Genomic DNA, 13,062 nt, shown 5'->3' with positions numbered 1-13,062 from the left:
TTATGGTGCCTGTTTCGATTATTTTCCAAGTGTAATTTTCTATACGCCCGACCATCAGTATCTGCCGCAACCCGGCTGGAAAAATGCGGAAGAAATAAAAGTATACTGGTAAGCACATCATTTTTATGAAAGATAAAAATGATGAAGCGCTAAATTATTTCTCACCGGTGATGATCGTTTATTATTTAATTTAAAGTTGTATTTGTACTCACCAGCTTCATCAAAAACCAACAATAAGTAACAAACGCCCATTCATAAAAGGAATGGCAATGGCAGGCAGCACTGTTTTACTTAGTGGTATTGTCCATGCAGGTTTTAAAGAAATGAAGCCCGCTGTACTGGCGAAAACTTTACCTGTAAATTAAAAGATTTACATAGTTGCAATTGATTATACCCATGTGAAGGGTTGCAGAATTACATCGAATCTGTTTACTATGCGGGAGGAACTGGATGTATTGGTCAAGGCATTTACAGTATTAAAATTTATACACCAGGTTGTTAGAAAAATTATAATAAAATTTTAAGATAGGTACCACCGGTTTAGAATCGTACATGGAACTAAATGAAAATCCGAAATCGAAATGTCGCGAAAAATTAACATCAAATCGAATATTGGATGCAAGCCGGTACTGGCCAAATAAATTATTAAATGGCATCTGGTAAAAAACTACCAATGATACATTACTGTTGTCAGAAGTTTTTCCCTCCCAACGTACATAGGAGTTTGATTTGAGAAGACTTTTAATTTGATTATTTTGTATAGCAGGTTTTAAGGCAGAATCTACCGCAGTATAATTCCAGGTTTCATTTTCGTACATCACACCCGATGCAAAGCTGAACTCCTGGTTTTTTTTATTCCAATGATTATAGCGTGCGTTTACTCCTGTAGTTAACCGGTGCAGCATACCCCTGGAATTGTTCCATTGATATTGCACAAAGGTTTCGGGCTGCCATGTATTTTTATAGTCATGCCGCCAACGTAGATGAACATATCCGGTATTTAAAAAATCCTGACCTCCATTGTATGTAAAACGATAACTGGCGGCAAGTATCAGCAACTCTTTATAGTGTTGTAATTGCAGGTCAAAAGCATTGGTTCCATCCAGTAATAATTTTTGTTGTTTATCACCTTCAATTCCCACAGAAAGATTTCCTTTTACCAAAGTTTTATTTGTATAAGCTGAAGTATCCGTTTTATCAATCGTTAAAATCTGTGCGTTGATTGTTGTAAAATAAAAAATGGCTGCAAAAAATAGTAATGATTTTTTCAAAATAGTAACAGGTTATATGGGTTAGTTTTTAATAATAGACTATGCAGACAAAAGTAATTATAAAAATGAGGACGGTTGTTCTGCAGATTGATGCCAGCTTTATTATTAGTAAGACTACCTGATATTTTATCACCTGCAAAAAAATTATTACAAATAAAATATAAACACTCCTATATAAAGTTGCAGCATTCAGTAGCTTTGTTCATTATTAAACCAATCAATTTAAATATGTCATTACCAAAAAAAATAGCCCTTGTAACCGGCGGCAGCCGTGGTCTTGGAAAAGATATGGCCATCAGCATTGCAAAAAAAGGAATAGATGTGGTGCTTACTTACCGCACCAATCAGGCAGATGCGGAGCAAACAGTAAAATCAATTGAGGCACTGGGTCAAAAATCGGTGGCGCTTCAATTGGATATGAGTGATTTTAGTGCATTGGATAATTTTGTTCAGCAGGTTGCTTCAACGTTACAGTCTTCCTGGAATACAGACCACTTCGATTTTTTAATAAACAACGCCGGTATGGGTGCAACAGTTCCTTTTGAAAAAGTAACGGAAGAATTGTTTACCGGTTTTTTGAATGTACATTTTAAAGGGATTTATTTTTTAACCCAGAAACTTGTACCGATGATCAATGAAGGTGGACGTATTATCAATATATCTTCAGGTACTACCAGGTATGCCAATCCGGGCTATTCACTGTATGCCTCCATGAAAGGAGCCATTGAAACTTTTACAAAATACCTTGCAAAAGAACTGGGTGCCAAAGGCATTGGAGCCAATGTGGTAGCACCTGGACCAGTGGAGACAGATTTCAACAATGGAGCTATCCGCAATAACCCGCAAATGAAGGGTATGCTTAGTGCTATGTCGCCATTTGGCCGGGTTGGAGCGGCAGACGATATTGGTAGTGTGGTAGCATTTTTATGTACGGAAGATGCTAAATGGATCAACGGGCAACGCATAGAAGTGAGTGGAGGAATTAATGTTTAAGGACTGATGTTAGTCTGCGGATTTCGGATTTATTTTGGCTTTTTGAATAATATTTTTTTACAGCAGTAAACCTATAGAACCGGGTCTTAGCTAGGTGTAGAAAGAAGCAATCAAATGGCAAAACATAATTAAAGTTCAATAGAAATTTAAAAGTACAAGATAGTGACACAACGATGTTGCTGCAAATTCTATGGCTGGTTACCCACTATTTAAACGAAGATTAAGACATAAACAAACGGTATCATTTATCAACGTGTATTGAATGTTGCATTAATGATAGCAAAATATAATCAATAGTAAATTATAAAGAATTTTAAAAGATGAAAAGAATATCAATTGATATGGATGGCGTAATAGCAAATGTGTATAGCCAGTTTGCAAAAATGTACGCTGCCGAAACCGGTAAGGTAAAAACAGCAGCGGAAATAACAGGAATACCGGAAGGAGTGGCCTTTAAACATGTATTACAATATGTAAACAGCCCTGGTTTTTTTCGCCATGCGCCACTGATGGAAGACTGCCAGGGAGCGGTGCGAAAACTAAATGACCACTACAAAATTTTTATCGTTTCGGCTGCTATGGAATTTCCCGACAGCCTGATGGAAAAGCAATCCTGGCTGAATGAACATTTTCCATTTATCAGTTGGCAGCAAATGGTATTTTGTGGTTCTAAAGAAATTATTAAGGCTGATATTATGATTGATGATCACTTTAAGAATTTGAATTTTTTTGATGGAGAAACAATTTTATTTACCCAGCCGCATAATAAACTGGCAGATGCCGGTATACATAAAAGGGTGAATAACTGGAAAGAAATTGAGCAGATGCTACTGCCCTGATTCATCGCATCATTTTAAAAATTACAACCATGGCTTATACCCGCCGCAATTTTGCAAAAAATATTGTAGCTGCTACCACAGCGTTTAGTTTGCCCGCTTTTGCAAAGGCTGGTACAGGTAACAAAATGAAGAAATTAAAAATAGTTTGCGTGGGTGGCCACCCGGATGATCCTGAAAGTGGGTGTGGTGGTACGCTGGCCTTGCTTGCGGCAGAAGGCCACGATGTAACGATTATTTACTTAACCAGCGGAGAGGCCGGCATTCATGGAAAGTCTTTTGCAGAAGCAGCTTCCATCCGTACCAAAGAAGCCATTGCTGCCTGTAAAATATTGAATGCAAAACCGGTGTTTGCCGGGCAGGTTGATAGTGAGGGGACGGTTAACAATGAATGGGTAAAAAAAATACAGGCACTTATTTCCAATGAAGACCCTCAAATTGTTTTTACACACTGGCCATTGGATTCGCACAAAGATCACCAGTCGGCAAGTTTGCTAACTATACAAAGTTGGGTGCAGACCGGCAAAAAATTTGAATTGTATTTTTTTGAAGTGTGCACCGGCGCTCAGACCATGGGTTTTAAACCTACTGATTATGTAGACATCACTACCACCAAAGAACAAAAAAAGAATGCGTTGTTTTGCCATACCAGTCAAAACCCACCCGGCATTTATGCGGCCTCTGATTGTAACCATGGCATGATGGAACTATTCAGGGGAATAGAAATAAATGTTCCTGCAGCAGAAGCTTTTGTAAGAATGGGTACAGCCCTTAGCTGGTAGTTGACATTTACTTACTATTTAATTTTCTTCTGAATACAGCCTTTTTCGATTAATGTGTTTAAAATAATAACTCCATTTAAAAAAATGAAAGCCATCAATTATTTTTTTAATTTTATTGCTTCACTTGTTTTTTCTATCAAAGTTTATTCTTCGGACAAAGTAATTACTTTTTGCTGATGAATTTTACCATTAAAAATTTTAAATAATATTATCACCGAAGCTGCTTCGCTAGTGGTTACTATGTCATATATTTTACGCCAGTTGCGCCAAACATATTCGCCTGTTTTTTCGGTTCCATAACCTTCAATTCCCCCAATAAGAATAATGGTTTTTCGGTTTGCTAACTGTAGCCGGGCAAATATGCCATAGTCAATTTTCTTTTCCCGGTTGGCAGCATATTCTTTCCCCATTAAAACTATTTTGTTTTGTTGGGGTAGCCAGCTAAAATAATTGCCCAATATATTTTTTTTCAATAATGAGGCAGTAAGCCTATTGCCGAATAAACCAATGTTCACCCATGTTTCCGGCTTTTTGTTTTGTTTTTCAAATTGTTCCACCACAGATGAATCTGTTAAGATTTTATAGTTGGTGATATTCATCCGGGTACACAACTGTTTAAAAAGTACTTCTGTTTTTATATCGGTATAAGCACCAAAATGAGTGGCGGGTAAATTGGTATCCAGTTCGCCAAAAGGGTAATTGATAAGTATAGTTTTTATACCAGTTTCTTCCTTATAATTTAAAAATTTTTTAAAATATACTTCATCATTGGCGTCCTTAAATTGCAGCATATAATTTTCTGCCTTTTCCAGATAAGTATAATAATTACTGCTTCTTTTATACAACTGGTTAATACGTTCGTGAAACTGATTGAAATGCTGTACCGGCAAGTTAAGGGCAGCGGAAATTATGTTGAAAGTTTCTTCTTTTCCTTTCAGTAAAAAATTATGATTGGTTTTGCAATACCTTGATATTTGTTTGGCTACGCACAGGGTATCAGGATTGTACTTTGTATTTTTCTGCAGCATTTTTTTGATGTCTGTTTCCGTTGGATATTCTTTGTTGGTTCTCTTTCTTACCTCATCAATAATGTACATGCCAAAGCTAACCTTTACTGTGTCGTAACAAATTTTTACTGTTTTTTTCATTTTTTAAGGTGCTTATATTTAACGGATTTAAATATACAACAAATTGTATTTTGGACCTGGCCGGACTTGATATTAAAATTCGTTTAGAAGGTTTGTAATATTGTGCTGTTAATTAAAAAATATATTCTGCTGAAATGGTAATTATTTTTTAAAAAAAGTACTGCAGCTTGTTTCAGTGAAGTAATAAATCAGACAGATTGCATGAACAGGCTGACAAAAGGTATGACGTAAAAGTGAGTGACACAAGGATGATGCTATGAAAAAAAATGCTGGTATTAAAAAGATAATTTAAACAGAAAAAAAATATTTTTAAATCAATTCTTTTATAAAACTAAAAACGATTGTTATGCAAATGGAAAAAAATCCGACAATGACCGTAAATACCATGGGTAAATTGTACGATGATAAACAAACACCGGGTAATGCTTCGGTGGCACGCACAGCACAAAAACTGAATGATCGCAGCAATGGAAAACCGTTGCGTGTATTAACAGAAGAGCAATGGGCCTTCTGGAAAAGCAATGGCTATGTAATTGTACCCGATGCAGTGCCTGCCGAAGATGTAGAGAACATGGGGAATCTGTTATGGGAATTTGAAGAAAAAGATCCTAATAAGCCGGAAACATGGTATGCGGAAGCCCGTGTGGAAATACAGATGAAGGAATTAAAAAATACCGGCATGGTCGAAATTTACAATCATCCTTACATGTGGAAAAACCGGATGAACCAGAAAGTGTATGATGCTTTTGTTGACATCTGGGGCATTGAAGAATTGTGGGTTACCATTGACCGGGCCAATCTTAATTTTCCGGTAAGGCCAGGACACGAGTACAAAGCATTTATTCATTTTGACATTGATACCAGCATGATGCCAAAACCAGTGAATGTGCAGGGTGTACTGGCTTTAAGCGATACCGATGAATTTACCGGAGGGTTTCAATGTGTGCCCGAGCTTTATAAAACGTTTGATGAGTGGGTGAAAACGCAGCCAGCCGACCGGGATCCGTTTAAACCAGACACAATGGGTTTTGAAATTAAAAAGATTTTGTGTAAAAAAGGCGACCTGCTGATATGGGACAGCATGCTGGCACACGGCATCCGAAAAAATGAAAGCGAACGGCCAAGACTGGCACAGTATATTTCTATGACGCCGGCGGTGGAAGAAAATGTTGATTTGCTTAACTGGCGCATCAATTCCTGGAGGGATCGCATTGCACCGGAAGGATATGCATTTCCAGGTGATCCCCGTAAATGGGAACAAACAAAATATGAAAGGGCGGAGTTAACAGAATTGGGTGAAAAACTCGTAGGGCTTAAGAGCTGGCATTGATCAGCATCTTTCAATATACAAGATGCTTTATCAGCCAACTGTGTTATTCTAAAAACATGTTTCGCCATGAAGCTGTAACAGCATCATGGCGAAACATGTTTAACCCGGCATTTATGCAGGGGTAAATAGTTCGCCGGGGCAACTCAGAATGCGGGAGTACTTTAGAATGCCTGAGGAACCCAGAATGCCGGGGCAATTGATTGGATGAGTGAATGCCCCGGGTACTGCAAGTTTACCAGATATGTATTCTGTCTTTTACCGCTACAAACATTTTATCACCTTCCTTTACATTAAACGCTGAGTAGAAAGGTGTAAAATTCATCAATGGTCCCCATACCCTGTACATGGCAGGAGAGTGCGGATCGGTATTAATCTGTTGGCGCATAGCCTCGTCTTTTATCTTTATCCGCCAGCATTGTGTAAAAGATAGAAAGAAACGCTGGTCGGGTGTTAGACCTTGTGTTTTTGTGGTGTCTTTTCCCTGCGCTGTCATTTTAAATGCATCATAAGCGATGGCAATTCCACCAATATCTGCTGTGTTTTCTCCCTGTGTTAAACTTCCGTTTACATGTATTGAATCCAGAACTGTAAAGCCGTTATAGAGGTTTATAACCTGTGCCTCTTTGGCTTTAAATTTTTCAAAGTCTTCTTTGCTCCACCAGTTTTTTAAATTGCCATCTTTATCATATTGTGCGCCCTGGTCGTCAAAGCCGTGCGTCATTTCATGGCCAATAACCATACCAATGCCGCCATAATTCATTGCATCATCACTATTGACATCAAACATAGGAAACTGTAAAATACCAGCTGGAAAAACAATTTCGTTGAGGGTTGGATTGTAGTAAGCATTGTTTGTAGGCGGCGTCATTCCCCACTCAGTTTTATCTACCGGCCCATCAACTTTTGCTATCTGAAAAGCGTATTCATTTTTGCCGCAGCTCACTAAATTACCCACGAAGTTGTTACGGTCAATGGTCACCTTACTGTAATCTCTCCATTTATCTGGGAAGCCAACTTTTTTTCTAAAAGCATTCAGCTTGGCAATGGCCTTTTCTTTAGTACTGTCGCTCATCCAGTCCAATTGTGTGATGCGTTTTTCAAAAGCAGTTTGCAGGTTATTTACTAATTCCTGCATCTTCTTTTTTGCTTCAGCACTAAAATATTTATTTACATAAAGTTGCCCCAATGCTTCGCCCAGGTTTTCATCAACAACCGCATAATTTCTTTCCCATCTTTCTTTTAATTTTTTCTGGCCATGTAGTATTTTACCATTGTAGTCAAAAGATGCGTTCACAAAATCGCGGCTCAACAACCTTGCGGTATTTTTTACCAGGTGAAAATGCAGGTAAGTTTTCCAGTCGGCAATGGGTACGCTTTGTAATAATTTATTTAGCTTAATATAATAGGCAGGCTGACCTACGATAACCGAATCTGTTTTTATATGCAGTTCCTGCAGTAAATTTTTCCAGCCAATTGCGGGCATTTTTTTATCCAGATCTGCAACCGCCATTTTATTATAATTGCTTTGCGGGTCTCTTAGCTCCACATTGGTCCGGTGGCTGGCGGCCAGTTGTTTTTCAAGGGCATAAACGACGGCAGCCTTTTTTAAGGCAGTCGCACTGTCGGCACCTGTTAAAGCAAACAATGTGCGGATATATTGCTGGTATCCGTTCACGACGGTTTGGGTTGCCGCATCATTTTTAAAGTAATAATCCCTGTCGGGTAAACCGAGCCCTGCCTGGTGATAAATGGCAATATTTTTTGCACTGTTTTTTTCATCTGCTCCAACATACTGACCAATCAGCAGGTTGTTTCCTACAGTATATTGTTCTGCTACAAATTGCAGTACTTCCCTTATATCTTTTAGTGAATCAATTTTTTGCAGTATTGGTTTTATTGGTTCGTACCCCAGTTTTTCAATTGCAACACTGTCCATGCCCGAGGCAAAAAGATCGCCTACCTGCTGTTCTATACTGCCTGCTTTATTTGTACCCGAAGCGGCATTATTTAAAATGGTTTTTATATGCGCTTTAGTAACATAGTTCATTTCCAGCCATGAACCTGTGTAGGATTCGGTTGGTAAAATGGTAGCTGTGTCATACCATTTGCCATTGGCATATAAAAAGAAATTGTCGCCCGGCTTAACAGATGAATCAATATTTTGCATGGATAAACCTCTTACAGGAGCAGGTACTTTAGTCGAATTTTTGCAGGCGAAAATACTAAAGGTTGTTAACGAGATAAATAGCACTAATAACTTGAACTTTGTCATAAATATATTTTGATATGATTGATTGGCTTAGCGTACAAGGTAAACATTTTTACAAAATTTAACGGCTTAATTGATGGCCGGTTTACCAAGTTGGAAAGTGAGGGGGCATAAAAAAAATATGGGCGCATAAATTGATTGAATGAAAGAGGTATCATTTTACATGTAAAGCCGAATTAAAAGCTGCTATGTATTTATCAATATAATATTGTTTTGATTTTGATTTATACTGCATCACAAATCTGGGATGTTCCAAAGCAATGATTTTTTTGAAAAACTTATTTTCTTCGTTAACCTGGCGGAGAAATTTTTCATTTTTACCATTGCCAAAGCAAAAACAGATATCGGTTTCAATGCCAAAACGGATTTGTTTTTGTATGCTGTCAATGATAAAATCATATACGGCATGCGTCAATTCTTTGCTGTCATAATAATTATAATTAACTTCTTTTCCATTGTGCCCTGCGGCTGTAAAGCCAAGCGGACAGATGGAGTTGATGTAAAATCTTTTATAGAAATCAGCGGCTCCTCCAAAGGCATTAATTACCTCATACACAAATACCGATGATGGTTCGTATGTTTCTTTTCCTTCGTATGGAATACTACATTTTTCAATTAATCTTTTTGTATCGGTAAATGGAATACCCGTTACTCCTCCGCCAAACCTGCCGGGATTGATGCCTAAAATTAAATGCCGGGGATTGGTATCGCTATAATATTTTTTATAAAATGCAGCTGATACGGATAGAATTTTTTTATTTTCTTTAAACGGATTCATCATACTGATACCGGCTGGCAGATTTCCTTTAAAATTAACTGTTTTATTAAATGCCATTACTTTATCTGCAAATGATTTCATGTAGATTAATTTTTACGCAAAGGAAACAATCGATACAAAGGCCACCAGGATCGAAAATATGATGTCGTTGTTTACTTTGTATTCGTTGCGGATTTAGTGTGAAACAAATATAAGCTATTGAAAATGCGGAGTGGCAGCGACATGCGTTACTGCCTCGTTTGTTTTTTGTGCCGCTCAGTTGATTACGATATCAAGCTTTACAGCCAGCTTTCCAGATAGTAGCGGTTGGCTTACTTCCAATACTTCGTCCACCTGCCTTAGGAAAATACTTGCTGGATCCATACACTCATCCAGGAAATATTTAACTTAATCAAAAATGCGGATAGAAATTTTATCTATTTTAACTGTGTGGTATCCACCCTTGAAGGTGTATCTTTTCCACTTATAATTGTAACAGAACTTAGGGCAATCGCTTTTATAATGGCTGCCATATTTTTCATGTCCAGTGTGCCAATTTCATCCGATGCCTTATGGTAATTGGGCTCGTTATCCATTTTAGAAGTAGAAATGGTATGTGCCGCAACACCCAACCTGGCAAGCGTTGCATTATCTGACCTGTAAAATAATTGTTGCTCAGGATAAGGATCAGGATAAAATGAAAATGAACTTCCTTTTAAATTGCGCTGTAAAATTACACCCATATCCGATTTTTCAAAACCCGTTATGTAGGCTGAGTTGGCTCCCCATTTGGATTCTGTTCCAATCATTTCAATATTAAACATAGCCATTACTTTTTCCGGGAGTAATTGTTTGGAAAAATATTGTGAGCCATAGCCTCCCAGTTCTTCCGCTACAAATGTGGCGAACACCAAAGTGCGTTCGTTGTTATTGAGTTTTTTGAAATATTTTGCCAGTAAGATAACGGCGGTGGTGCCCGCCGCATCATCATTGGCGCCATTGTAAATAGAATCGGTATTGTCATGCGGAACACCTTCAGCAGGCGAACCAACCCCCAGGTGATCATAGTGGGCTGAAAAAACAACATACTCATTGGGTTTGCTTTTGCCTGGTAAAATACCTACCACATTATTCAGCGCTTTTTTTGTGATTGTGTTGGTTCCATCAATCCTAAATGTGGTGGCTTCAGTAGTTCCAAAAACAAATACAACACTATTACCAGCGGGATTTGCAGAAATTTTTTCCATCTGCCGGAGGCCTTTTAAACGGTTTTCAAAACTGCTGTCTACCAGCACCAGCAGATTTTTCCTGCTTTGGTAATATTCATAAAACTTCTGTGCGAATTTATCGCCGGTATTTATTTTTACAATTTCCACATCGTTTTTTTCTGTTAAAGAAATGGTGGGTTGGTAAGAGAACATAATTATCAGAGAATCAGTAACTGATTTTCCATCAATTGAAATTTTAAGATCGCCGGTTATTGCCTGAGACATAAAAAATTCCTGCCGGTAATTAGCAGCGCCTTTAAAAGTTTGCAGACCTGCTTTTTTAAACTGGGTTTCTATAAAAGCAGAAGCTTTCTCAATGGCTGGTGTAAAAGTCCGCCTGCCCTGCATATCATCAGCAGACAATATCTTTTCAATTTTCTTAACCTGTCTGGCCGTAATAATTTTACCGGCTGATTGCGCATTTACAGAGTAAACAAAAACTGTAAAGACTACATACACACAAATTTTTTTCATCCTGACTTTTTTTAAATAAAACCATTTATTAAATTAATAATAAATTGGAGCTGCACGCCTGATGGTATCTGCATACACAGTAAAATAATGTTGCGAAAGGGTAAGTACTAAATTTGCCACACTAAAAGAAAAGATAATTATTTTTTAAAAGCCATGTATTGCTAATCTTTGCCAGTTAAAAAAACTAAGTAATTTGTTTGAACTGGTAAATGATAAACCGGATTACCGGGCAGAATATGATCATCCAATAAAATAAATTTTTTACATAATTATTTGTAACAGGCTTATATTATTTTACTGGTAAATGTATGTGGTTATTTTTCATTAATAGCAGGTTGTTTTTGATGAAATAATTTTTAAAAAATTTCAGGTTGTAAAATTATTAGTCCTATCTTTAAAATCTTAAAGAGCAAGTTTTTTGAGTCAAAAGACTGCTTTAAATTTACAGTGATTGCTGGCTTTATCAACTAAAAATCAGCCAAAAAAACAAGATTCTTACAAGAAAAAAATATTTCTATGGAAATTGTTCTTACTGACCCAATAGGGCTACAGAAGAAGAAAGTTAATTTTATTGATTACATTTTTCTTCCGTTGATAAATGACAAAAGAGACATGGCCTTTATTTATTTATCCCTGAAAATTACTTTCATTATTATTCCTTTGGCTATTTGCCTCTTTGTTATTCCTGGGTTGCATTGGTCATTGTATCTTGCTTATCTGCTTATTTTACTCATTGTTTTTTTAGGACCTTATGTGCTGATGCTGCACAATGTTTGTCATCGTAAATTATTCAAAAAAAAATATAATATTTTCAACAGGTACGTTCCCTGGGTGCTGGGTATTTTTTTTGGACAAACTCCTGAAACTTATTTCTATCATCATGTAACCATGCATCATCCTGAAAACAATGAACCGGAAGATTTGAGTACCACAATGAAATACCGGCGTGACAGCATCAGGGCTTTTATTGCTTACTTAGGTTCTTTTTATTTTACGGGTGTTCTTAACCTGATACTATATTTTAAAGATAAAAAAAGAAATAAATATGCGCTCCGCATACTGCTGGGGGAATGTTTTTTTACAGTTTTATGTGTGCTGTTATGTTTTGTAAATTTTAAAGCAACCCTTACCGTTTTTATTTTACCATTGGTTTTTATCCGATTTGCAATGATGGCAGGTAACTGGGCGCAACATGCATTTATAGATCAGGTAAAGCCTGCAGATATCTATGGCAATAGTATTACGTGCATCAATACCATTTATAATAAAAAGTGTTTTAATGATGGGTATCATATCGGTCATCATTTAAAGCCTTATATGCATTGGACAGAAATGCCAGCCAATTTTAAAGCCAACATCAGTACCTATAGCTTAAACAATGCAATAGTGTTTAAAAAGCTTGATTATTTTCAGATATGGTTTTTACTGATGACAAAAAATTATAAAACTCTCGCTGCCAATTATGTTCAATTAGGCGAACTGCAAACTACCAGCGAAATAATAACTTTTTTAAAAAGCCGTACACAAAAATTTAACCTGTAAGTACAGCATGCTGCTGTTATTTTTCTGTCATGAATAGAAACGCTGATTTGCCGGATTGATACGAATGAAACGGATTTATTTTTTATCTGCTAAAAACAGCTCCCATCAGTGTCATCAACTTATTTATGAATAGAAACACGTATTGAACGGATTAATACGGATGAAACGGATTTGTTTTTATCAGTATTTAATCAGCTCCAGTCAGTGTATTCATTATATAAACGCCGATTCAACGAACTAAAACAGATGCAATGGATTTGTTTTTCATCTGCCCAAATCAGCTCCTATCAATGTCATCAGCGTATCTATCGTAAAAAGTAAAAGTGCAAATTAATTTTTTGTTAAAAAAGATTCTACAAAATTTGGCAGATTGAAAAAGAAATGGTTCATTT

At 36.9% G+C, this 13,062-nt stretch carries 10 protein-coding genes; 5 read left to right on the top strand and 5 right to left on the bottom strand.

Going from position 1 to position 13,062, the window contains the following annotated elements:
* Positions 1-476: 476 nt before the first annotated feature.
* Entirely contained in the window at positions 477-1,271 is a 795-nt protein-coding gene (locus tag H7254_RS02765) for a DUF481 domain-containing protein (protein WP_301931534.1), read from the bottom strand.
* Positions 1,272-1,499: 228 nt separating this feature from the next.
* Here H7254_RS02765 and H7254_RS02760 point away from each other — a divergent pair, with 228 nt between their 5' ends.
* The 3 genes from H7254_RS02760 (at position 1,500) to H7254_RS02750 (ending at position 3,882) form a co-directional block, all read left to right on the top strand.
* On the top strand, positions 1,500-2,264 hold the full coding sequence (locus H7254_RS02760) for an SDR family NAD(P)-dependent oxidoreductase (RefSeq protein ID WP_301931533.1): 765 nt from the start codon (positions 1,500-1,502) through the stop codon (positions 2,262-2,264).
* 320 nt (positions 2,265-2,584) lie between these two features.
* A complete protein-coding gene (locus H7254_RS02755; RefSeq protein ID WP_301931532.1) occupies positions 2,585-3,103 on the top strand; it encodes a 5'(3')-deoxyribonucleotidase in 519 nt (172 codons plus the stop codon).
* Positions 3,104-3,132: 29 nt separating this feature from the next.
* Positions 3,133-3,882 carry a PIG-L deacetylase family protein gene (locus H7254_RS02750; protein WP_301931531.1) on the top strand — a complete coding sequence of 250 codons (750 nt, stop codon included), beginning with the start codon at positions 3,133-3,135 and terminating at the stop codon, positions 3,880-3,882.
* A 143-nt stretch (positions 3,883-4,025) separates the two neighbouring features.
* Here H7254_RS02750 and H7254_RS02745 read toward each other — a convergent pair whose 3' ends face one another.
* Positions 4,026-5,030, bottom strand: a complete 1,005-nt coding sequence (locus H7254_RS02745) for a hypothetical protein (RefSeq protein ID WP_301931530.1) — start codon at positions 5,028-5,030, stop codon at positions 4,026-4,028.
* Positions 5,031-5,382: 352 nt separating this feature from the next.
* Here H7254_RS02745 and H7254_RS02740 point away from each other — a divergent pair, with 352 nt between their 5' ends.
* Complete coding sequence (locus tag H7254_RS02740; RefSeq protein WP_301922337.1) at positions 5,383-6,360, top strand: phytanoyl-CoA dioxygenase family protein; 978 nt, start codon at positions 5,383-5,385, stop codon at positions 6,358-6,360.
* 232 nt (positions 6,361-6,592) lie between these two features.
* Here the strand turns inward: H7254_RS02740 and H7254_RS02735 are convergent, their stop codons facing one another.
* The 3 genes from H7254_RS02735 to H7254_RS02725 all read right to left on the bottom strand — a co-directional run bounded on the left by H7254_RS02735 (position 6,593) and on the right by H7254_RS02725 (position 11,128).
* A complete protein-coding gene (locus H7254_RS02735; protein ID WP_301931529.1) occupies positions 6,593-8,632 on the bottom strand; it encodes a M13 family metallopeptidase in 2,040 nt (679 codons plus the stop codon).
* 151 nt (positions 8,633-8,783) lie between these two features.
* On the bottom strand, positions 8,784-9,488 hold the full coding sequence (locus H7254_RS02730) for a uracil-DNA glycosylase family protein (protein ID WP_301922335.1): 705 nt from the start codon (positions 9,486-9,488) through the stop codon (positions 8,784-8,786).
* 335 nt (positions 9,489-9,823) lie between these two features.
* Positions 9,824-11,128, bottom strand: a complete 1,305-nt coding sequence (locus H7254_RS02725) for a M28 family metallopeptidase (protein ID WP_301931528.1) — start codon at positions 11,126-11,128, stop codon at positions 9,824-9,826.
* A 516-nt stretch (positions 11,129-11,644) separates the two neighbouring features.
* Between H7254_RS02725 and H7254_RS02720 the strand changes: the two genes are divergently transcribed.
* Positions 11,645-12,670: a fatty acid desaturase gene (locus H7254_RS02720; protein WP_301931527.1), complete on the top strand. Its 1,026-nt coding sequence runs from the start codon at positions 11,645-11,647 to the stop codon at positions 12,668-12,670.
* Positions 12,671-13,062: the final 392 nt, after the last annotated feature.

Source organism: Ferruginibacter sp. (genome assembly GCF_014377975.1).
Taxonomy (GTDB): Bacteria; Bacteroidota; Bacteroidia; order Chitinophagales; family Chitinophagaceae; genus Ferruginibacter.
Note: the sequence above shows the minus strand (reverse complement) of the source record. Positions and strands in the feature narration are given on the sequence as shown.